Source organism: Sphaerospermopsis sp. FACHB-1194 (assembly GCF_014696235.1).
Lineage (GTDB): Bacteria > Cyanobacteriota > Cyanobacteriia > Cyanobacteriales > Nostocaceae > Sphaerospermopsis > Sphaerospermopsis kisseleviana.
This window is the reverse complement of sequence record NZ_JACJPU010000006.1, coordinates 1-24,720: the sequence shown is the minus strand read 5'-3', so window position 1 is coordinate 24,720 and position 24,720 is coordinate 1. Positions and strand designations below refer to the sequence as shown.

Here is a 24,720-nt window from a genome sequence, read left to right as displayed (position 1 = left end):
TCGCACCACAGAGAAGCAAAGGACACGGAGAGAGTAGACAAAAGATGAATATTTAGAAGGTTATTTTTCTATTAATCTATAAGTAGTTGTTGTGTCACCTCCTCTTCTGATAATTGATCTACTTCTGCTAAAATACTGGCTAGTTCATCATTTTCTGCTTGCTCAATTTGTTGTTCTATGACTTTTTGGGCAAGTTCGGCAATAGTGGGATTTTCAAATAAGTAACGCAGAGGGAAATCTACAGCAAAGACTTCTCTTAAACGAGAAATTGCTTGAGTAGCTAGTAAGGAATGTCCTCCTAATTCAAAGAAGTTATCGTTAATTCCCACTTGTTTTAATTTCAGAACTTCTTTCCAAATATCTGCTAATTCTTGTTCTGTATCAGTGCTAGGTGGAACAAAATCAACTTCTAGATTTCTTTGAGAAGTATCAGGAACTGGCAAAGCACGACGATTGATTTTACCATTAGGAGTTAAGGGTAAATTCTCTAAAATTACGAAAGCAGCAGGAATCATGTAATCTGGCAGTTTTGATTTGAGAAAGTTTCTCAAACTGCTGGGAGTTGGTACATTATCCTGTGCTACCAAATAAGCTACTAATAATTTCTTACCTGGTTCATCTTCCCGCGCCATTACTACAACTTGTTGAATGTCAGGATGTTGATTTAAAACTGCTTCAATTTCTGCTAATTCAATTCTAAAACCACGCAGTTTTACCTGTGTATCAATTCGTCCAATAAATTCTATATTCCCATCAGGTAAACGCCGAACTAAATCTCCAGTTTTATATAGGGTATCTCCTGCAATAAAAGGATTAGAAATAAATCTTTCTCTGGTTAATTTGGGTTGATTTAAGTAACCTCTAGCAACACTCGCACCACCTATATATAGTTCACCCGGAACACCAATAGGAACTCTATGTAAATGAGTATCTAATATATAAACTGTTCTGTCTCCAATGGGTTTACCAATGGGAATAGATTTGAAATTTTCAGTTAGTTTTTCAGGAATGGGATAACAACAGGTAAATACTGTACATTCTGAAGGACCATAACCGTTGATGATTTTAGTTTCTGGTAATAGTTCTAAAGCAAGACGCACATGATTTATAGACAAAGATTCTCCACCAATAAGCAGTTGTTTAATGCCTAATAAACCTTGTGGCATTGTATCAATCATCATATTGAATAAAGCGGAAGTTAACCAAAGAGTGTTAACTTTTTGTTCTTGAATAATTTGGGTTAATTTTTCTGCTGTAGGAATTTTTTCTGGATAAAGTACACAACGTCCACCATAAAGCAATGGTGGCCACATTTCTAGGGTGAGTCCATCCCAAGAAACAGATGAATGTTGTAGCCAAATCTGGTTTTCATCAAGGTGAATATAATCAACACCAAACATGAAACCTATAAAGCTACGATGGGGAACTTCTGTTCCTTTTGGTGTTCCTGTTGAACCTGATGTATAAATGATATAAGCTAAATTTTCTGGAGTAACTTCACAGGGTAAATTATCTGCTGAATATTGGGCGATAATTTCCCTATCTGTATCAAGATTCACCACTGTTTGCTGATTTCGTGGGAGTCTATTTTGTAGATGAGTTTGTGTTAGTAAGATGGGTGTTTGTACATCTTCCAGCATTAAAGCTAATCTTTCTATAGGATAAGCTGGATCTAATGGTACATAAGCACCTCCAGCTTTGAGAATGGCGAGTATTCCGATTACCATTTCTGGGGAACGTTCAACACAAATTCCTACCCTAGTTTCTGGTTTAACTCCTAATGATTTTAAATGATGGGCTAATTGATTAGCACGGTTATTTAATTCTCGATAAGTTAAATTTTCTTGTTTATAAACAACTGCAATATTATCAGGTGTTTTTTCAACCTGTTCTTCAAATAAAACATGAACACATTGATAATTAATATTTTCTTGATTTTGATGATTCTCTAGATGATTTTCTAAAATTATTAATTCTTGTTCTTCTGCTGCACTGAGTAAAGATATTTGTGAAATATTTTGTTGTAAGTTTTCTGCAAACCTTGTTAGCAATGTTTGGAAATGTCCAATCATGCGGACTAATGTTGTTTCATCAAAGGATCTAGTATCATAAACAAATCTACCTCCTAAATGTGAACCAGGGTTAATGACTATTGTTAATGGGTAGTTTGTTCTTTCAAAACAACTCAGATGACTAATATCTAAGGTTTTTTCCTTGTCTTGTTTACTGGAATCTACGGGATAATTTTCAAAGACTAACAGACTTTCAAATAATGGCATCCCTGGGAGAATATCACTTACTTTTTGAATTTCTGCCAGGGGGAAATAACTATATTGTTCTTGTTCTATTGCTTGAGTTTGTAATTCTTGCAGCCAAGATAATATTTGTTTTTGATGATCAATTTTTACCCGGGTGGGAATGGTGTTAATTAATAATCCCACCATTGATTCTATTTTGTCTATTACAGGTTGACGACCGGATACAGTTGCTCCAAAAACTACATCTTTTTCGCCACTGTTTATAGTGAGCGAAGTCGAACTATAGCAGGAAATTAATAAACCCCATGCTCCCTGTACTAAATTATTTAATGTTAAATGATGTTGTCGTGCTGCATTTTGCAATTTTTCAGTTACCGTTTGAGATAATTGAAAACGTTTTTCTTGATATATTCCTTTGCTTCTGTTCCCTGTTAAGAGTTCCCTGTTCCCTATTAAGGTAGGTGTTTCAAAACCTGTTAATGTTTGTTGCCAAAATTGTTTAGCTTTTTCAAGATCCTGTTGTTGTAACCATTCAATATATTCTTTATAAGGTCGAACTGGTGACAATCTTAAATATTCACCCCGTTGATTTGCTTCATAAAAAGCTAAAACTTCTTTGATGATAATTTGCATTGACCAACCATCAAATAATATATGGTGATGACTCCAAATAAATTGATAGGTGTTCTCAGTTAATTGAATGATGGTAAACCGCATTAAAGGAGCTTGATTGAGGTCAAATCCCTTATGGCGATCGCTCTTGAGAAACTCCTCTAACTTCTCTTGTTGTTCATCAGTTGTTAAATGTCGCCAATCTAATTTTTCCCAGGGAAGATCCACTTGCTTACTCACCATTTGCAAGGGTTTTTCTATTTCTTCCCAAAAGAAAGAACTGCGTAATATTGAATGTCTGGCTACAATTTGTTCCCATGCTTTTTGGAATGCAGCAAAATTCAATTCCCCAGAAAGTATACAAAGTAACTGCTCAAAATAAACTTCTGATTCTGGTGCATAAAGGGTATGAAACAACATCCCTTGTTGCATGGGTGAAAGTTCATAAAGGTCTTCGATACTTTGCATACATTTCCTCTGAGTTGGTGATTGGGGACTGGGGACTGGGGACACTTCGACAAGCTCAGTGCATCGCTGGGGACTGGGGACTTGGAAAGAATTAACCAATTACCAATTACCCATTACCCATTACCTATTTATTTCTTCTTGTTGAGTTTGGCTAGGAATTTATCTAGCTGTTTTTGATTGAGTTTAGCTGCTGAAAAGTCAGATGGGGTATAGCTTTGCTCGTCTTTTGATTGACAGTGATGTATGAGGTTTGTTAATGCTTCCATGAATCCTGAAGCTAACCTTTCAATAGTCTCCCGCTTGTGAATTTTATCACTATATGCCCAAGTCATTTCTAGTTTTCCAGCCCGAATAAAACCGCTAATTCCTAATAGGTGACTACGACGATTTAATCCACTTTGTTCTGATTTAAATTCTTTAGCTTCACCTAAAACTGATGATGCTTTCAGAACTTGATCAAATTGTCCAAGGTAGTTAAAACTAACTTGCGCTGATGGGAGGGAAGCTAATTTTTCGCGGATGCTGGTGTCTGTGTTTAAATATCGCAATACACCATAACCTATCCCCCGGTTGGGAATGCTTCTCAGTTGTTCTTTGACTGATTTTAATGCTTCCCCTGGTTGATTTTCTGTGATTTCTAAACCCACAGGAAATAATGTGGTAAACCAACCTACAGTTCTAGAAAGGTCTACATCTTCAAATAAGTCTTCCCTTCCATGTCCTTCTAAATCAATTAGTAAAGAATTTTCTCCTGTCCAATTGGCAAAACTCTGTACTAAAGCTGTTAATAAAACATCATTAATTTGGGTATTGTAAGCAGCAGGTACATCTTGTAATAGGGCGCGGGTTTGTTCTTCATTTAAGGCCAATGACACAGATGCAGTTGAGGCTAGAGTATTATTTTCTTCAGATGCAGCATAGTCTATTGGTAAAGGTTTGGTGGAAATATTAGATTGATTTACCCAGTAATCTAACTCTTTGACAGCTTGGTTTTGAGCATATTCTGTTAAGCGATCGCTCCAATATTTCCAAGATGTTGTTTTCTCTGGTAATTTTATCATCTGACCCCGGCTCATTTGTTGGTAAGCTGTGGCTAAATCTTCCAATAAAATCCTCCAAGACACACCATCAACAGCTAAGTGATGAATGACGAAAAGTAAACAACTGGGGCGATCCTTGCCTAATTGAAATAATGCAACTTTGGCAATTTCTCCCTTCGCTAAATCCAAACTAGCTTGCAGTTCTGCATCCTTAGCTTTCATCGCTGTTTCCTGTTCTGCTGCTGACAGGTGCGATAAATCAAAGATACTTAATGGTACTGTTTCTTTGACATCGGTGTGGATTTGCTGCCAGTTTTCGCTTTCCTGGACAAATTGCGATAGCGAAGCGCTGCTGTAAGCAGTTCGCAAAGCATCATGATGTACCAAAAGTTTTTGTACCACTTCCTGCAATAATTCAGGTTGCAAATCAGCAGGAACTTCTAACAAGGCTGACTGGTTAAAGTAATTGATTTCTGGTAATTTCTGCTCAAAAAACCATTTTTGAATCGGTGTTAACCCAACTTTACCAGTTACTAAACCTTGTTCGGCGTTGATTTGGCGAGTCATACCCGCTACAGTCGCTAACTCCGCAATGGTTTGATACCTAAATAACTGTTTAGCGGCAATTTGAATACCCGCCTGATTCGCTTTAGAAACTAGCTGAATACTGAGAATTGAATCTCCACCCAATTCAAAATAATTATCGTGAATGCCAACGTTTTCTATTCTCAGCACTTCTGACCAAATCGCCACTAATTTCTCTTCTATTAATGTGCGTGGTGCTGCAAATTTATCTTCATCACTGCGAGAAAAATCCGGTGTTGGTAAAGCCCGATAATCTACCTTTTGGTTAGAGGTCATGGGTATGCTATCTAACACCATGAACGCCGCCGGGATCATGTAATTCGGTAATTTCTGTTTAAGAAACTGGCGCAGTTCGTCAATTGTTGGTTGTGGTGCTTGGGGTACGAAATAAGCCACCAATCGCTTTTGTCCAGTAATTTCTTGATGGGCAATAACAACCGCTTGGGATACTTGGGGATGTTGTCTTAATACTGTCTCAATTTCTCCCAACTCAATGCGGAAACCGCGAATTTTTACCTGATTATCAACTCGTCCCAGGTATTCTAAATTGCCATCTCTTCTAAATCTGACTAAATCCCCAGTTTTATATAATCTGTTATTCCCTTCTGCCTCCTGCCCCCTGCTTCCTGCCTTCTCAATAAATTTCTCTGCTGTGAGTTCAGGACGTTGCCAATATCCCCTAGCTAGTCCTGCTCCCCCAATGTGTAATTCTCCTGGAACTCCTATAGGTACAGGTTGCTGATATTGATCTAAAACGTAAACTTGGGCATTACTAATGGGTTTACCAATGCTCACAGAAGTCGTGCGGTGAGCGAAGTCGAACCGATTTTCCGGGGTGAGGCGTTCTAAGGTAGTTACTACCGTTGCTTCTGTGGGTCCGTAGCTGTTAAATAATTGGGGTGCTGGGGAAAGATGGTCACTGAGCGAAGTCGAAGTGTGCGCTGTGCAATTATGCCAATGTTGCACTTTTTCTAGTTGTACTTCTTCACCACCAATAATTACAGTTCTCAAACTTCCAGGAATGGGTGAGTTTTGGGGTTGCAGTTCTGTTACTAATTGATGCCAGTATGCTGTGGGTAAGTCCAAAACTGTTAACTGCCATTTTTGACAACACCGCCAAAAATCATCGCTGGAGTTGAGCATTTCTTCAGTGCGTAACACTAAGGTTGCACCAACAGCAAGACAGGGGAAGATTTCTTCTATGGATGTATCGAAGCAAACAGAGGCAAATTGTAGAACCTTATCTTGAGCATTGATACCATACTCATCAATGGCAGTGGTGATAAAGTTCAACATTGAACGATGTTCAATCATTACCCCCTTGGGTTTACCCGTAGAACCGGAGGTATAGATAATATAAGCCAGGTTATTTAGCTGAACATCACTAACTGGGTTAGCTGTACTTTGGGTAGCGATTTTCGCCCAATCTGTATCTAAATAAATGGTTTGTCCGCTATAACCTGCCAGTTTTTCCTGGACGGTTCGACTTCCCTCACCGAAATATCTATTTTGTGTAAGTAAAATACCGAGTTGGGTATCTGTGATAATCTCCGCTATGCGTTCTTGGGGATAAGCAGGATCAATGGGAACGTAAGTACCACCAGCTTTGAGAATACCCAATAAACCAGCAATCATTTCTAGGGAACGATCAACACAAATACCTACCAAGGTTTCTGGTTTAACTCCTAAACTTTGCAGATAGTGGGCGATTTTGTTAGCGCGATCGCTCAATTCTCGGTAAGTTAATTTTTTACCATCCTGTTCTACAGCTACGGCATCCGGTGTTAATTCTACTTGCAGTTCAAATAACTTATGGATACACTGACTCTGTGTAGTTTCCCGGTTTGTTTGATTCCATTCCCCTAATCGTTTTTGTTGTGATGCGGTAATTAGAGGTATTTGTCCAATTTGTTGATCTGGGTTCGCTACCATCTCAATTAACACCTGTTCATATTGCTCTAGCATCGCTGCCATGCTTTCAGCATCAAACAAGTCGCTGTTATATTCCAAATCCAGAGTAATCCCTTTTGCTCCCGTTTTTGCACCGTACTGTACACTTTGTTCAAACCGGGGGATAACTAAGAAATCAAGATCAAACTTGGCAGATTTGTTACTAGCAGGTTCATGCAGGATGAAGTCAAAGCCTGGGAATTTCAAATAAGGCTTGGCAGAGTTATGGAAACTAAACATCACCTGAAACAGCGGATTATGGCTCAAGTTGCGAACTGGTTTGACCGCTTCTACCACTTTATCAAAGGGGACATCTTCGTTAGCGTAAGCTTCCATTGTCATTTGGCGCACCCGATCAAGTAATTCCCGCACTGTGGGATTTCCGGAAACGTCGGTACGTAAAACCAAGTTATTGACAACCATACCCATGATCTTCTCGATCTGGTGCATCCGACGATTGGCAACCGCAGAACCGATAAAAATATCATCTTGGCCAATGTAGCGGTGCAACTGGATGATGAAAGCCTCCAACATCGTCATAAATAAGGTTGCACCTTGCTGATGACTGAAAGCTCTCAGGGATTCGCACAAATCAACGGGCAATTCCTTCCGCGCGTGTTCGCCATTATAGGTTTGCTCTTTGGGACGTGGGCGATCGTAAGGTAATTCCAACAACGGAGGCATCCCTGCTAACTGTTGTTGCCAATACACTAACTGCGCTTGAGCTTCTGGAGTTTTCGCCCATTCACGCTGCCAGGTGGCAAAGTCAGCAAACTGATAACTTAATTCCGGTAATGGGGAAGGTTTACCCGCCCAGAAAGCTTCATACAGTGCTACCAACTCACTTAAAAAGACGTTAAATGACCAGCCATCATGGGCCATGTGATGCTCCACATGGGTCAATATATAATCCTGGTCGCTCAACTGAAATACTGCCCATTGCACTATAGGTAGTTGGGTTAGGTCTAAGTGTGTGAGCAGTTCTGCCTCTACTAACTTTTGTGCTTCTATTTGTCGTTCAGGTTCAGGAATGTGCCGCAGATCAACGACTCTAAAAGCGGCTCCTGGATGTGGGTGAATTACTTGATACAGCCTACCATTCACCTCTTGATAAGTTGTACGGAAGATTTCATGCCGTCTGACAATCTCATCTAGAGAACGTTTTAGAGCTTCAAAATCCAGTTTGCCTCTAATGTCCATTGTGGCCTGGAATTGGTAGGCACTGTTTTCTGGTGCTAATTTATGGACAAAGTAAATCCGCTCTTGGGAAAAGGAAACTGGTACAAGTCCTTCATGGGCAATGTGTTGAATGGTGGGGCGTTCCCATTGGATTTCTTCACCACCTTGGGCAATGAGTTCGGCTACAGCAGCTATGGTGGGGTTGGCAAATACTTGGGCAAAAGATATATTGACTGAGAAAATTTCCCGCGCCCGAGAAATCATTTGCGTCACAATCAGGGAATGACCACCCAAACAGAAAAAGTTATCATTGACTCCCACTACATCCAGTCCTAATAACTGAGTCCAGAGAGTCGCTAACTGTTCTTCAACAGAGTTACGGGGTGCAACAAAAGCTGCTTCTAAATCGGGGCGTGTACGAGCAGGGGCTGGGAGAATACGACGATCAACTTTACCATTGGGGGTCAAGGGTAAGGAGTGCAGCACCATCCAAGCGCCTGGAATCATGTAAGCGGGTAGCTTGTCTTCGAGGAAGCTTTTTAAGGTTGTGGCGGTGACTGGGGATTTTTGATCGGATACAACATAAGCAACTAACCGTTTATCACCAGGAACATCTTCCCGAACAATTACTACTGCTTGTTTTATATCTGGGTGTTGACTTAAAGCTGCTTCAACTTCTCCTAGTTCAATCCGAAAACCGCGAATCTTAACTTGATTATCAACTCGCCCCACAAATTCAATATTACCGTCTGGTAAATAACGCGCCAAATCCCCAGTTTTATACAATTTTGGATTTTGGATTTTAGATTTTGGATTATGAAACGGATGAGAAATAAATCTTTCTTCAGTTAATTCTGGACGGTTCAAGTAGCCTCGCGCTAAACCATCACCACCAATATAGATTTCCCCTGGAGTACCTACGGGAACAGGTTGTAGTTGCTCGTTTAGTATATATATTTGTGTATTAGATATGGGGCGACCAATGGGTAATGTTGTTGCGCCTTCTGGTACATCTTCTACTGGATAAAAACAGGAGTATGTTGTACTTTCAGTCGGTCCATAAACGTGCAATAAATTCTGGGGTGCGCCATTTTTCAAAACTGCTCTAACTGTTTTCGGATCTACAGCTTCACCCCCAAATAATAAGTATCGCAGGTCTTTAAATGCCTGGGGAACAATGTTAGCTAATTGATTAAATAAGGCAGTGGTTAAAAATAAGATGTTAATTTTTTGTTCACTGATGTAATCAGCAAAATCCAAGGGTGAAAGGAGAACGTTTTGCGGTACACCGACTAAGGTAGCTCCATGTAATAGAGTTCCCCAAATTTCAAAGGTGGCTGCATCAAATGAAGTATTGGAAGCTTGGGCAGTGCGGTCAGTGGTTGTAAACTGTACATAATTGGTATTACATACTAAGCGATTTACAGCCCTATGGGGTACAGCAACTCCTTTTGGTGTGCCTGTAGAACCAGATGTATAAATCACATAAGCGAGATTTTCTGCTGTGACATTGCTGGTAGGATTTTCCGAATTTTGGCGATCGATTAATTCCCAATCTTGATCTAAACAAACTGTTTTTACTCCACTTTCCGCAAAGCTTTCCACAAATTTTTGCTGTGTTAACAGCACTTGCACTTGGGAATCTGAGAGCATGAAGGATATCCGTTCTTTGGGATAGGTGGGATCTAGTGGTAGATATACTGCACCTGCTTTGAGAATACCCAGTAAGCCAATGATCATTTCTAGGGAACGTTCCACAGAAATCCCTACTAAAACTTCTGTTCCTACACCTAAAGATTGTAAATAATGAGCTACTTTATTGGCTTGGTGATTCAACTCTTGATATGTAAGTTTTTGCCCATCAAAAACAACAGCGATATTATCTGGGGTTTTTTCTACTTGTGCTACAAATAATTCATGGATGCACAAGTGTTGAGGATAATCTACTCTAGTATTATTCCATTCCACCAATATTTGCTGTTTTTCTTGCTCAGTTAAACCGGGCAAATTCTCAAGAGAACTATTAGAGTTAATCACCATTTCTTCCATGACCTTTGTATATAAATTGATAGTTTTATTCAGGGAATAACAAATGATTATTTGTTGTTTTGATGATTTTTATTATCTTAATGATTGGCTATCATGTTGAGATTTTCTCAAAAACATGACTTTTTTTTATTGTTAGATTTGGGAGCATCCCAACTTTGGAAAAATAAACGCCGCTACACCAACAACTCTCTGAAACCCTCTTACCTTTGTGTACTTTGCGTTCTTTACGGTTCAATCAAATAAAATAAACTTGCACATTTGGTATGGTATGCTCCCTTAGATTTGATTTTTAGAGAAATGGCCTTTGAGGTATTAATAAGGTGTAATCTAACTCAGAGGCCATTTTCATATTATCTCTAATTTTGGTGCGATTTTTTTACCAAGGTAGAAATTTAAAACACACCTTTATTTAGTGGCATTTATTTAAGAATGTCACCAAATTTCAGGATTAAATTATGCTTCTACTGCTACTTCTTCATCCTCATCTACAATTTCTACGGTTCTTGGTTCTTCAACTACTTCTGCTTCTGTCGCTGTATTAGCTTCTGATTCTACGTGAGTTGTTAATTTGGTTTTTAGCTCGTCGGAAATGGGTAAATCATTGATTTCTTTGACGAGCGCCCTGATAGATTCGTTTTTAGTCCTTTCTGAATAAACTGCTTTGAGAATAGCTTCAAAACCAAAATCTCCTATCAGGTCTCCTACTGCTCCTACTAACCCCAGTAAACCTATACCTCCCAGGATGCCAAAGGGTCCCCCTACTGCTGTGAGCGCCGCTACAATAGCAGCATTACTACCTGAGTATGATATTGCCATAACTACAAGAATTATGCCAGGAAGACCTAGACCAGCTAGTTTTCTTACGATTTCGTCCATCATTTTTATCACCTACAGTCCTTAATCTTGTTGGTTAATTGTTGGTTAATTGTTAGTTAAAATTTGCTTGGTGGCATGAGATTGAATTATCTAGAGTGTCTCTTGAGAGTAAATCCAGATAGTTTTTAACATTCTCTTTCCTATTCAACCTCAATCTATACAAATCGTCAATTCAATAATTGGTCAGTAAACACTAAAAATCAGTAATTTGATCACAGCCAACAATTCGCTGATGAATTGAAAGCTAAAATATGATTTTGGTATCTAATGATATAATCCTTTATTTTAATTAAAAGAATGATTGTTTTCTATTTTTACAGATGATGTATTTACAGTTCTTAGAGATGGTAAATATTTTTTACTTTCTGATTTTAGATGATCTTGCAATTTTAGTTTTAGCTCCTGGCAAATTGGTAAATTTTGAATTTCGTAGAGTAGCGATCGCAAAGTTTCGGTTTTGCTACGTTCTGAATAAACGGCTTTGATAATAGCTTCAATTCCATAATCTGCAATCAGATCACCTATAACTTTTACCAAACCCAGTAACCCTATTCCGCCAACTATACCAAAAGGTCCCCCTACAGATGTCAGTAATGCTGCGATCGCAGCATTACTACCTGCTGATGCGACTGCTAAAATTAAAATAATGATACCCGGAAGACCTAAACCGGCAAGTTTTTTCACAATTTCATCCACTGTAATCACCTAACATTTTGATATTGTTGTTTTCAATTTTCTGAGTTTTATGAAATTGGAGTTATTGTAGACACACAAACAGATTTGATACTTGTTCTAATTTTAAGTTAGATAAAATTTACCCCCTTAATTTATTAAATCTGGATTCAGAAATTTGATTTTTCTAGGACTTACGCAAGATGTGACTGAAAACCTTATTCTTGCCTAGGGGTAATTCATGTACCTTGCTTACCGAAGGATATTACCCCTACTTTCGTTCCCTTTTGCGTAAGTCCTGTTTTCATCAGATTTTTTTCAATCAAGAATTAATCAAGATTATGGCTGATTTTGCCTTTTACCGCAGAAATAGCCACCGTTCTAGGAGAGGCTAAATAATTTTTGCCTGTAGGATCGCCACTGCGTCCTTTAAAATTACGATTGGTTGCATAAACCCCCGTTTCTTCTTTGTTTAAAACTCCAAGTCCCGAATTGATACAAGCACCACAACCTGATTTGAGAATCTTTGCACCTGCTTGGGTAAAAATGTCCATATATCCTAATGCTTCTGCTTTTTCCCGAATTTCTACGGAGGCAGGAACAATAAACAAGTTTACACCATCCGCGACTCGGTGATTCTGTAAAACTTCGGCTGCTTGGGCTAAGTCGTATAATTTACCTCCTGTACAAGAGCCAATAAAGGCTTTGGTAATGGGGGTTTCTTCTATCTGGCTAATAGGTACTACTTGATCTGGTTTGGGAGGACGGGCTACTTGCGGCTCTAGGTTACTGAGGTCAAATTTATACACTTTTTCATATTCAGCATCGGCATCGCCAACAAATTCTTCAAATTCTTGATCAGAGCGACTTCTAACATAGTCGCGGGTTGTGTCATCGGGAACAATTAAGCCACAGATTGCTCCACACTCAATGGCCATATTAGCAAGGGTCAAGCGTTCATCATAAGGCATTTGTTCGAGTATTGACCCTCTAAATTCCATGACCTTGCTTGTACCACCAGCACAGCCGATTTGTCCCAGGATAAACAAGATAATATCCTTAGCACTGATATGGGGGGGTAGAGTTCCAGATAAATCAAATACCAATGTGGGAGGAACACGAATCCACATATCCCCCATAGCATAGATATTTGCCATGTCTGTAGTCCCCACACCGGTAGAAAAAGCTCCTAATGCTCCGTAAGTACAAGTATGGGAATCTGTACCAGCAATGATCATTCCTGGGCGGACAAATCCTTTTTCTGGTAGTAAAACGTGACAGATACCAGCAGCTTCACCGGGGGAAACTATATCAAATAAATGACATCCTTGCTCTTTGGCAAAGTCTACCATTTCCTGATACATGACATTGGCTTTTTGATCATTGCGAATGTCATTAACTTGGATAAAATGATCTGCTACTAATACTACCCGTTGAGCATCCCACAATTTTGCTTCTTGTCCGTAGTGTTTATAAAATGTTGTGGCTACTGGTCCTGCTACGGCATCATGGGATAAAGCTAAGTCAACTTGAGCAAAAACCACTTCTCCAGGACGGACGTAAGCATTACCAGAGGCTTTAGCAAGGAGTTTTTCTACTAAAGTCATGGGTCTTTGGGGAGTTACGCTTTGAGGAATGGTAATTTTGCCCTGACGACGTTGATGATTAAATGGTATGAGTCCACCTACTTGGGCGATCGCATCCACTACAGGATTTTCCTGTGTTTCCTCTAAAATTTCTAAATTTAAACCAATATTGATACTATTGCGATAAAAAATTTCTGCAAATGATTTTGCCTGAATTTTTTCAATTCCCGCAGCTTTCAAAGCAACAGGGGCAATTTCTCGACTAGAACCACAGCCAAAATTTTCTCCAGCGACAATTACATTATATTTTAATAACTCTCCTACTCCTATCAAATGTTCTAAAGCATATTGTTTTAAAATATCAGGATCATAAGTTGTGGCTCGATTGGCAGGAATAATATCATCTGTATTAATATCATCCCCTAAATATAAAACTTTGTTATTTACTTCTTTATTTATAGGACTCATGCAGCACCTCAACTCCTCAATTTTGTTCTAGCTTGTGTAAATTATAAATTTCTTCTAGTAAAAGCTGTATTAATTGTTCGGTATTGACTAATATTTCTTCTCCTTGAGGAGATAAATCCGCCGTCCGATATCCTTGAGCTAAAACTCGATCTTGTGCAGCTACAATTTTCTGGGCAGCTTTTTTTTGCCCCCACTGCTCTAGCATTAAAACACAAGCTCCAATAGTTCCCAAAGGATTAGCAATTCCTTTACCTGCTATATCTGGTGCAGTACCGTGAATTGCTTCGTATAGTCCAAATCCATCGGCATTGAGACTGGCTGATCCTAATAAACCTAGAGAACCAACTAATGCTCCGCCAATATCGCTAAGAATATCTCCAAACAAATTACTGGCTAAAATTACATCAAATCTTTGGGGATTCATCACCATTTGCATGGCTAAATTATCCACTAACATTGGTTCGACCACAACATCAGGAAATGCGGTTGCTTCTTCTTGCACTAAACGAGTCCAAGGCAAATTAGGTAAGGCATTTTCTTTATGAGCTACTGTTAGTTTTCCTCGGCGTTGTTGGGCTTTTTGCAAGGCTTGACGAGCAATGCGTCGTATTTCATGATCGTAATAGAGCATGGTATGGTAGCCATAAGCTCCTTTTTCATCTGAACCACGTGCAGCAGAGCCAAAATAAATTCCACTGACTAATTCTCGAATGACGAGTATATCCAGTCCTTTAATTTTCTCTGGACGTAAGCTAGATTTATGCACCAAACTATCAACAATCGTAATGGGACGTAGATTGCAAAAAAAGTCATAATGTTTTCGCAATTCTAGCAGTCCACCTTGGGTAACTGCACCAAAGACAATGCCATCAGATCCATTACATAGTTCTATCGTAGTTTGGGGAAAGTAACTACCAAATTTTTCTAAGGCGGTTTTACCCAGCCAACCATAATCTACCTGTACGGTAAATTTTTCTAGGTTAGCTACTTGCTGCAAAACTTTTAAGGAAGCTTCTACAACCTCTAGACCAATTCCTTCACCAGGAATAGCAACAATGCGATAAGACTGATTGCTTAATGACCTCATTTTCCCTGATTTTTTAGTTGATGAGGATTGATCACTGCTGAAATTTTCAACGCTTAACTCCTACTCAATAACAATACTGGAAACATCATGTTTGATAAAATTTGAGAAAAATATGTGTACAATGGTTCACACTAATTCACTCCTCTTTTTTCCCAGACTTTTCCTGAGAATGCAAGGACAGTTAAGACAGTTAAGATTATTTATAATCAATTACAAAAATTAATACTATTATGATAAAATAATTTTATATGGAACTCCCATTTGATTTTTGAGAGCTTGCGTGATAGCAGGGTTATGAACGCTCCAAACCCCTTTAATTAATTCTTGACATTAACAGACACTCCAAAAATCTTGATCTTACCATTGTTTTGACTGATTTTCACTGATGTTAGTTCTTGGTTTAACAAATAAAATCTGCCCATGATACTCACTGAATTATAACGACCATTCTGAGATTTTTTAAGTATTAATGTGGCTTTTTTCTGATTATTAACTCCTTTGAGGATGAGAATATCCCCAAAATTAAAGCTACCAGATGCAGTTAATTTTTCACTATTTACTTTGGCGTTAATGTTGGCAATATTAGAACCCAAAAAATTTAGATTACCTACAATACTAGCTGAATTATTAATATTTCCTTGATTGTCTTTACCAAGGGTAATTGTAGCACCATTGAAGGCTAAAATGCCGAAATCAAAATCATTTTTTGCTTTCAATCCTCTTTCATTCAAGATGATACCTAATGCAGTAAATTTTTTGCCTAAAATAGTTAGATTCCCTAAACCAGAAACTTTTCTCTTGGTTAAGTCAACTTTCAATTTGGGAACATTCAATTGCAAAATATTCACTAAATTCAGAAATACATCTTTGATGAAAATATCTTGAACGTTAAATAATAATTTGCCCTTACCTAACGCTTGATTAAAGGCTGTAATATCTGCTTCACCTGTGGCAATTTGTTGATTTAAATTTACTGTTAACAGGGGAATATTGAGACTTAAAAACCCAAGTAAATTGATTTCCAGATGGTTGATGTTAATACTGTTTTGATTAATATCAAACTTAATACCTGCTAGGGTATTACCTAAGAGGGAAATTTTTCCAAAACCACTACCGCAGCCAGTTTTGATATCTATAATTAAATCATCAACATCAAGACTTATGAGATTAGCTAAATTTAAATCAAAGTTTTTAAAGATCGCATTTGTAGCAGTAATTTCAAATTCTACATTGGCAATTTGGTTACCAAGTAATTCTACATAACCATCTCCCTGAAGATATTGTTCTGTGGGTGTAACTTTTAAGGCTAAATCTAAACTATTATCATCTGCTCCTGTGATTTTGGCAAATCCTAAATCTATTTCAAAAACTTTTAATGAACCACTAATTTTATTTAAACTTATGTTACCTTCCAGAAGTAAAATCGCTTCATGACCCCAAGCGTTGATTTTACCATTAATTTCTAATCCTTCTGATATGGGTTGACCGGCAATGATTGTCGGAAAGGGAACATATTTAATCAATGGGTTGCGTTTTCCGTCTGCGTCTGCATCAACTGATTCAATCTGCAAATTATCTAAGGTTTCTAATAAGGACAATGCTTTGTTAACTAATTCTGTGGAAAAACCTGCTTGTTTTTCAATAAAAGAGGTAACTGGACCTTGCCACAAATCTATTAAACTAACGGGTTGATTAACAGTTAAAACTAATGCTAATCTTTGAGGATCATTAGTATCTATCAGAAATGCTACTTCTATGTCTATTTCTTCCCATCTTAAATCACCAATGAAACCAAAGTTATCAAAGTAAGGTGGTAAATATGTTCCTCCTCCTTGGAATCTGAGATTACGTAGTTCTGTTCCATTCAATCCATAGGGATTATGCCAGGTTTTTTCACCTTGCTGACAAAAATATGCTGTTAAAGATTCAGGTTCGAGGGAGAGATTTCCTGCAAGAAATAGTTTAGGTTCATCTTCTTGACTGGGATCATAACCTTGAAGAGTTAAATTTCCCGTTAATCCAAATCTTGGTTGTAAATCAGAATCAATATTTAATTCGAGTAGTAAGTTATTAAAATCTGCTTGCAATGGTGGTTGAGAAAATAAGTTTCTTTGTCCTGCAATATGACCTGTTAAAGATATTTTTCCTGTGGAATTGATGTTAATTAATCCTGCTAAATTACTAATTTCTAAATACTCGTATATAAATTTACTCAGATTTTTGGGAATGGTTTGTAAATCAATATCTCCAATAAAATTCAATCCTTTGCTTAAGTTAATATTACCTAGTTCTTGATGAAGGTAATTATGATCATCATTAGATATAATCAACTCTGCTTTGTCTAAATTTAAATTACTGATGATCGGAACTGTATTTGTTAGGTTACTAAAACTAAATCCATCATTTAATTGATATTTTAAAGTAGTATTTTTGCTAAAAACTAATTCTATATTTTGATTATTGAGTAATCCCTGTACGTAAATTTCTATGTTTTGAGGATTTTTATATATTTTACATTTTGGGTTAATTATAATAATTTCATGTCCACCAAATACTTCTGTAATAATTCTCTCGAAGATCACATTTATGTATTTGACTTGACTATGAATGTCAAAAATTTTATCTAAATCTATCTGTACATCATCATCAAAATCTATGTAAGTCTCTGAATTTGATGTTAATAATTTTACATCATCTAAAGCTTCTAGTTTTAATTTGATATCTTCAGGTAAGATAATGGTTGCTAAATCAAGACTATTAGACATAAGTTAAGGTATACGGAGATTAAAGCTAGTGACTATTAGTGTATTTTACCATAGTTCAGTTATGATTGATGTGGAATTTACTGAATAGAGAGTTTTGCATTTTTCATAATTTTCTCGCTTTTCATCATCAAATAGAAATATTAGGATTTGATTGAGACAGGACTTACATAACTGACATTTTGCTATGTGCTTTAATTTTAGTAAATGCGCTAAGATGTATAAGACAATTATGATTTGCGCTAAGACATATTTACTTGGGGTAGAGGCTGAGAAATCAGAAAATTTGCGGATGACAGATAGATCCAACTATTACCTATTCCCTGTTTCCAGGGGAATAATTTCCCAAGCATTTCCGAAATATGGTAATTTCATATTACAAATATCTATGGAGTAATTTTTTATTATACAGGACTTACGCAAAACAGAATGAACTTAGGAGTAATTCATGCATTACCCCTACGGAAAAATCCGGTTTTTAGTCTTATCTTGCGTAAGTCCTACTATTGTTAAAAACTTTAAACTTATAAAATTTAACTTTAACCAACTTAGTCAATTTTTTGGATTATGGTTTTAACAGAAAATAAAGCAAAAAGGAGACGCGGTGTCCTTTTATCTCCTCAAGGACTACAACGCTTACAAGATGCTATATCATCTTGGGAAATTACAGAAAACCAAGGACAACGCCTCTCTTTAGAGGATTTATCATACCAAACCAAGCTTTCTGCTAAAACTCTTAGCCGCTTATGGTCAGCTAATAAAGGTGTGGACCAAAAAACTTTAAAATTATGCTTTAACACTTTTAATTTAGAACTTAATGAGGAAGATTACATCTTCCTCAAGGAAGATAATGAAACAAAAATACTAGATTGTCTATCAGAGAGTATCTGTTTACGAACAGAAATTCCGTCCTTATGGTCATATCCTGATGGACCAATACCGTTAGATTCTCCCCTATATATTGAGCGTCCACCGATAGAAGAATTAATATATCGAGAGGTGACTCAACCAGGTTGTGTGATTAGAATTCTCGCTCCTGGACAGATGGGTAAAACTTCTTTGATACTACGTATTTTGGCTTTCGCAGATTTACAAGGATATCGCACTGTAAATTTAAGTTTTTCCCAGATAGATGCTGATTGTTTCACTGATTTAAATAAGTTTTTACGTTCTTTTTGTAGCCAAATTGCTATCAAACTGGGTATAGCTCCCAATCTTAATGAGCATTGGGATGAAGATTTGGGTTATAAGTTAATCTGTAGTCTTTACTTCCAACATTATATTCTCAAGCAAATTAATAATCCTCTAGTTTTAGTATTAAGTGAAGCTGAACAATTTATTGAATATCCTCAAGTTGCTCAGGAATTTTTTGCTTTGTTGCGTTGTTGGTACGAAGAATCACGACAAAATAATTTATGGAAAAATTTGAGGTTAGTAGTTGCTTATTCAACAGAACAGTATTTTTGTTTAGATATTAATCACTCTCCGTTTAATATTGGACTACCTGTCCGTTTACATGAATTTACTCAGGAACACGTAGAAGAATTAGCTAGACGATATGGACTAAGGTGGACTGCTGGTAAGGAGTCGGCACAATTGATATCTCTTATTGGTGGTCATCCAGCACTGACACAACTTACTTTGTATTATATTCACTCTGGGGCTATGAGTTTACCAGATTTGATCAAAGAGGCGATCGCCAATGGTGGAATTTATCGCTATCACTTGCAGAAACATTGGGTAAAACTGTTAGCTAATCCTGGTTTAATTAGGACATATACTGAAGTTGTTACCACTAAGGAAAGCATTGTTATTGATCCTATCCATGCTTATAAATTGGAAAGTTTAGGATTAATTACCTTTGATGGCGATCGCGTATTACCCCGTTGCCAACTTTATCGGGCTTATTTTACCAAGCAACTATCTATTGTTTGTTAGTCCCCATTGCATAAGCAGTTAGTTTACTCTCAGAGGATGTCTGAAAACTTTTTTGTGTTGCATAAAACACTTGTAAATCCTCCTTTATTCCCCTTAAAAAGGGGAACTTTGATTAATTTTTTGGGGGAATCTGGATAAAACCTGATACTTCTCAGACATCCTCTAACAACAAACTACACAATTCATCTATTTTTTGACTATTTTGATTAATCATCTGCTGGGCGGCTATTTTTAGCTCACGAATATTGCGTAAAGTTGTCTTATCTATTTCTTCTAGTTCTGTATCTAAAAATGTTTGAAACCTATAATAATAACTTGTAGTTTCTGGATTATTAGATGCAAACAAACGCTCTAATTCTCCAGCCACAACTTCACTACTACCATCAAACATAATATTTAAAAGTGGTCTTCCCCATTGCAAAAGTCCCCAATTTTTGACTTCATTATAAGGATAAACACTTGTCAGTGAACCTGTACCCAAGGAAACCATTAAGATATCTTTTGTATCCACAACCCTATTTGCTTCTTGTTTACTACTCATTTTTGCTTCGGCAATAGCTAACTGGGCTGGATTATTCGCAAAAACTCCCCCATCTACTAAAGTATAAAAACCATTATTATTGTGATCAGTGGTAATGCGATGGGGAGGAAAATAAGTAGGAGTAGCACTGGTGGCTAATGCTGCATCTAAAAGCGAAAATCCTGCACATAAATTGCGAAATCTTTGAGATTCTATCTGTTGTTTTTCCCGTTTGTTAGTAAACAATATGGGGATGCGTTGCTCAATATCATAACTGGTGACAAAGACTTCTTTTAAATTATTTTCTATCAGACTATCACCAAAATATTGTTTGAGCATTTCTACTCTGCTGGTAGAAGCATATTTGGGCTGTAAAAATATATCTTCTAAAGGTCCAAGTATTTTTTCAAATAATGGCTCATAAAATATTTCCACTCCATACTCAATAAATAGTTCTGATAAGTCCGCAGCAGTGTATTCAGCCTGGGTTAATTTATCAGCAGTTGCTGTATTTAATCGGGGTTTAGTTAATCCCAGTGCTAAAATTCCCCCAGTGGAAGTACCAGCAATTAAATCAAACAAACTAAATATAGGTTTTTGTGTGCGTTTTTCAATTTCTGCTAATAAAAGTGCAGGAATCATGCCACGAATACCACCACCATCAATGGTAAGTATTTTATATTTTTTCTGGTCTGTTTGATTGATATCTTCTGCTAATTGTTCTTGAGATAATGTAGGTGCTGTTTGGATATTAAAAGTTGCTTCTGGTTGGTTAGTTTTGGTTTCTTCCTCCGCAGGTGATTCTCCCAGAAATGTAATTTGTGTTAAATCCCAACTAGGATTGCCAAACAAATTCCCCTGATAGATATTTGCAGTTTGATTGTTGACAATTGTTCCTTCCCCTTCATCTAATCTCCAATAAGCAACTAATCCTTCTTCATCCCCAACTATTAGCCCAGAACGAAGGTTTTTAATTTGTTCCTGATTACAAGCACAATTCCAGACACTAATATGAGCTAATTGTCCTGAAAAATATATATCATTGTGTAAAGTTCCCCCCATAGTGATCGGACTTGTGGCTTTATTTAAAGTAGAACCTGTAAAATATTCTATGTATTGATTATGATCAAGATATACTGTAATATCACCTTGATTGAAAACAATAGCGAAAAAGTGCCATTCTCCAATGGTTAATTCTCCATTACCCAGAGTTTTGATGAATTTGCTAAATTTTTCATCAATGTAAATATCTAAATTTCCTGTAGGACCAACACCAACTTCAAAATTATCACTGTATCTGTCTGAAGAACGGGCAAAAAAGACATTTCTTGTTCCATAAGTAGTAGCTTCTTTGGTAAGAGAATGGGGATTAATCCATCCTGAAACTGTAAAACCTGAAATCCCCTCAGACAAAACTGGATCAGGATCATTTTTGCCAAAATCTATGTAATCATCTTGTCCATCAAAGGTTAAAACCCATTGTTCAATTACTTTGTTTTCCACGGAATTTTTCTCTCCAATTATTTAGGTTAAAAATGGTAAATAGTTAACATTTGAGCAGATTTTTTCTCTCGAATTAGTAATAGTACATGAGGAGTACAGAGAATATAACTTGCTATGATTTTTTTATTAAAATACTGATAGGGCTGATCTGGCTATTTATTTACATAAATTTACAGTATTATACAAATCCCACGTTTTGACGCTACTATCTTGAATCTCTGGCATAACTAACTAAACAAACTACGTCTTAACTAAATATTAAAACATGATTAAATTTGGCTATTCCGGCAATTATTCTAATTCTAATTGATAGTATAACATTTTGAATGAGAGTGTAAATAGACTAAATTGTGGGTGTAAATCCCTGTAGAGAAAATAAATTAATAGGACTTACGCACTGTACAAATTCACCATGATGTGCAATGTGCATGAACGAAAATCCGTTGTTTCAGGCTTTTGGCGATTAACTTCCGATCAATAGCGAACTGCTTGCAGCAGCGATTCGCTATGGCTCAATCAAAAATAATCAAAAAATCACGTTAAAACGCCCGAAACCCATACCTCATATTTAGTTGTTCCTGGCGTAAGTCCTAATTAAGATTAATCAATTAAAATAATTAATTATTTATTTCTGAAAAGTTAAAATTATTTTATGATTCAAATGGGATTTTCTAGTTAACAGTCTTAACTGTCTGCTTAAATGTTTAAAATGCTCTTGCAGTTGACTGCTAAACCTGAGATTATCTGTTTGCTTAGTAAGTATAAATTTTACCAACCAATTTAAAAACCATTAATTTTAAGTTAGAATAAATGAATGTTTTACCTTATAATCGGCGTTAAGGCTAGGACACAAGATAATGTATAATAAACAGATTTATTATACTAGTATCAGTCTTAATAAAACCTTGGATTAAGAATTTGCTTAAATAGCAAAAATCATAGGATTTACGCACTGTGCAAATTAACCATGATATACATGAAAAATATTTGGTTGTTTCAAGCTTTTGGGGATGAAGTTTATACAAATAGCCATAGCGAAGCGCTGTTGCAAGCAGTTCGCCCAAAAATCAACGAAAAATTACGTTAGAAAGCCTGAAACCCATACCTCATATTTAGTTGTTCCTGGCGTAAGTCCTAAATCATTAAAAAATCAGTTAGCAAAATTTTGTATTTGAGTGTAACTATGACAACAAGTATTAAAAATATGTATCCACTTTCATCGGGTCAAGAAGCAATGTGGTTGATCCACCAAATTGCCCCAGAGAGCGTTGCTTATAATATATTTATTACCGCAAAAATTCGTACTGATTTAAATATTGCCGTTGTGAATCGTGTATGGCAAAAAATTATTGAAAAGCACCCGATTCTGAGAACCACATATACCAATTATGAAGGTAAACCGGTACAGCAAGTTAATCAACAAGAGAATTTTAGTGTTGAGGTAATAGATGCCAGCGAGTGGAGTGAAGAACAATTAGCAAAGAAAATCTATGCCATTGCTGACAGCCCTTTTAACTTAGAACAAGATTCAGTATTGAGAGTTAATTTATTTAGTCGTTCAGCAGAAGAACACATTATCATGTTGACAATGCACCACATTGCTGGTGATATGTGGACTTTTGATTTACTACTGAGTGAATTTAGAACCTTATATGTCAGGGAAAATCAGGGAATTAGTCAAGAACAGACAGAAACAGTAGATGCTGTCAGTGGAAAAAAATCTTATGCAGACTTCATTCACTGGCAATCAGAAATGCTATCTAGTTCTCAGGGACAAAAACTGTGGCAATACTGGCAACAACAATTAGCTGGAGAATTGCCAATTCTGAATTTACTCCCAGACAAACCGCGCCCCCCAGTAAAGACTTATCAAGGAGCATCATACATAGTCAAGCTAGATGAACAGTTAATTGAAAAACTCAACCATCTAGCTGTAGCATCTAAAACCAGCCTTTATCAGATTCTACTCACAGCATTTTACATCCAACTTTACCGATACACCAACCAAACAGATATACTCATATCCAGCCCAATGAGAGGGAGGACGGGTAGAAGCTTCAAAGAAATTGCTGGTTATTTTGCGAACCTGACAGTTTTAAGAGTTGCAGTCCAGGAAAATGCCACATTCCAAGAATTTCTGGCTCAAGTTAGCAAGACAGTAAAAAAAGCCCAATATCATCAAGATTACCCTTTTGCTTTGTTAGCACAAAAACTCCAGCCACAAAGTAATCCGAGCCTTTCTCCTTTCTCTCAAGTTAGTTTTACTTGGCAACGACAACGTTGGTGTGAACTAACAGAACAATCATTAGATAGTCAAGAACAAGTGCTGCAAATGCAGCCATACTTGCTTGGACAAAGAGGTGCAGACTTAGATTTGAATTTAATGGTAAGGGAAGCTAATGGAGTGTTAGAACCTTGCTGGCAATACAACAGCGACTTATTTGATAGTAGGACGATTGAGCGGATGGCGGGAAATTTTATCACCCTACTGGAATCCATAGTAGCCAATCCCCAGGAGTCTATTGCCCAATTACCACTACTAACTGAGTCAGAAAAACACCAGCTATTAACAGAGTGGAATGATACTCAAGTTGAATATCCTGTTGATAAATGTATCCATCAGTTATTTGAAGAACAGGTAGAGAAAACACCAGATGCAATAGCAGTAGTGTTTGAAAACGAACAACTCACCTATCAGCAATTGAATAGTCGGGCGAATCAGTTAGCACATCACTTACAATCTTTGGGTGTAAAAACAGAGACATTAGTAGGGATTTGTGTAGAACGTTCCCTAGAAATGGTAATTGGATTATTAGGTATACTCAAAGCAGGAGGAGCGTATGTACCCCTAGACCCAGAGTATCCCACTGAACGCTTGAGCTTCATGTTAGAAGACGCTCAAGTATCAGTGCTGTTAACACAAAAATCACTATTAAATCAATTACCCTTAGACAATAGAGAAAAGCCTTGTCAGGTAATTTGTTTAGAGCAACTTGTACTGAGCGAAGTCGAAGTAAACACATTTAACTTAGAATTAACCGAAAACCCCAATCATCAAAGTCAACCAGAAAACTTAGCCTACGTAATTTACACCTCCGGTTCAACAGGAAAACCCAAAGGAGTAACAATAGAGCATCGCGCCATAGTCAACTTAAGTTTAACCTGGG

The 24,720-nt window shown here is 37.0% G+C and carries 10 protein-coding genes and 1 pseudogene; 2 read left to right on the top strand and 9 right to left on the bottom strand.

The annotated features are described in order from the left end of the window. Nucleotides 1-71 precede the first annotated feature (71 nt). The 8 genes and pseudogenes from H6F45_RS05315 to H6F45_RS05285 all read right to left on the bottom strand — a co-directional run bounded on the left by H6F45_RS05315 (nucleotide 72) and on the right by H6F45_RS05285 (nucleotide 17,595). Entirely contained in the window at nucleotides 72-3,437 is a 3,366-nt protein-coding gene (locus H6F45_RS05315) for an amino acid adenylation domain-containing protein (protein WP_242052557.1), read from the bottom strand. A gap of 29 nt (nucleotides 3,438-3,466) precedes the next feature. Continuing rightward, entirely contained in the window at nucleotides 3,467-10,141 is a 6,675-nt protein-coding gene (locus H6F45_RS05310; protein ID WP_190346674.1) for a non-ribosomal peptide synthetase, read from the bottom strand. Nucleotides 10,142-10,594: 453 nt separating this feature from the next. Continuing rightward, complete coding sequence (locus H6F45_RS05305) at nucleotides 10,595-11,017, bottom strand: hypothetical protein (protein ID WP_137666040.1); 423 nt, start codon at nucleotides 11,015-11,017, stop codon at nucleotides 10,595-10,597. A gap of 285 nt (nucleotides 11,018-11,302) precedes the next feature. Then, a complete protein-coding gene (locus H6F45_RS05300) occupies nucleotides 11,303-11,713 on the bottom strand; it encodes a hypothetical protein (RefSeq protein WP_347237706.1) in 411 nt (136 codons plus the stop codon). 305 nt (nucleotides 11,714-12,018) lie between these two features. Next, nucleotides 12,019-13,296: an aconitase/3-isopropylmalate dehydratase large subunit family protein gene (locus H6F45_RS05295; protein ID WP_242052560.1), complete on the bottom strand. Its 1,278-nt coding sequence runs from the start codon at nucleotides 13,294-13,296 to the stop codon at nucleotides 12,019-12,021. 132 nt (nucleotides 13,297-13,428) lie between these two features. Continuing rightward, nucleotides 13,429-13,578 (bottom strand): annotated as a pseudogene (locus tag H6F45_RS26375) (3-isopropylmalate dehydratase); the annotation flags it as partial. A gap of 181 nt (nucleotides 13,579-13,759) precedes the next feature. After that, nucleotides 13,760-14,830 (bottom strand): 3-isopropylmalate dehydrogenase, encoded by a 1,071-nt coding sequence (leuB, locus tag H6F45_RS05290; protein ID WP_137666036.1) that lies wholly within the window; start codon nucleotides 14,828-14,830, stop codon nucleotides 13,760-13,762. A gap of 317 nt (nucleotides 14,831-15,147) precedes the next feature. After that, nucleotides 15,148-17,595 (bottom strand): hypothetical protein, encoded by a 2,448-nt coding sequence (locus tag H6F45_RS05285; RefSeq protein WP_190346671.1) that lies wholly within the window; start codon nucleotides 17,593-17,595, stop codon nucleotides 15,148-15,150. Nucleotides 17,596-18,159: 564 nt separating this feature from the next. Here H6F45_RS05285 and H6F45_RS05280 point away from each other — a divergent pair. Continuing rightward, a complete protein-coding gene (locus tag H6F45_RS05280; RefSeq protein WP_190346670.1) occupies nucleotides 18,160-19,530 on the top strand; it encodes an AAA-like domain-containing protein in 1,371 nt (456 codons plus the stop codon). 151 nt (nucleotides 19,531-19,681) lie between these two features. Here the strand turns inward: H6F45_RS05280 and H6F45_RS05275 are convergent, their stop codons facing one another. Beyond that, the gene (locus H6F45_RS05275; protein WP_190346669.1) at nucleotides 19,682-21,553 is read right to left on the bottom strand and encodes a patatin-like phospholipase family protein; all 1,872 of its coding nucleotides are present in this window, start codon (nucleotides 21,551-21,553) and stop codon (nucleotides 19,682-19,684) included. Between the two features lie 1,183 nt (nucleotides 21,554-22,736). Between H6F45_RS05275 and H6F45_RS05270 the strand changes: the two genes are divergently transcribed. Continuing rightward, a partial coding sequence (locus H6F45_RS05270; RefSeq protein WP_199301761.1) for a condensation domain-containing protein occupies nucleotides 22,737-24,720 on the top strand: 1,984 nt, incomplete at its 3' end.

What these genes read in the sequence shown, in the direction of transcription:
- H6F45_RS05310 (WP_190346674.1), bottom strand. Translation starts at nt 10,141, where the DNA reads ATGGAAGAAATGGTGATTAACTCTAATAGTTCTCTTGAGAATTTGCCC.
- H6F45_RS05305 (WP_137666040.1), bottom strand. Translation starts at nt 11,017, where the DNA reads ATGGACGAAATCGTAAGAAAACTAGCTGGTCTAGGTCTTCCTGGCATA.
- H6F45_RS05295 (WP_242052560.1), bottom strand. Translation starts at nt 13,296, where the DNA reads ATGACTTTAGTAGAAAAACTCCTTGCTAAAGCCTCTGGTAATGCTTAC.
- leuB (WP_137666036.1), bottom strand. Translation starts at nt 14,830, where the DNA reads ATGAGGTCATTAAGCAATCAGTCTTATCGCATTGTTGCTATTCCTGGT.
- H6F45_RS05285 (WP_190346671.1), bottom strand. Translation starts at nt 17,595, where the DNA reads ATGTCTAATAGTCTTGATTTAGCAACCATTATCTTACCTGAAGATATC.
- H6F45_RS05280 (WP_190346670.1), top strand. Translation starts at nt 18,160, where the DNA reads ATGGTTTTAACAGAAAATAAAGCAAAAAGGAGACGCGGTGTCCTTTTA.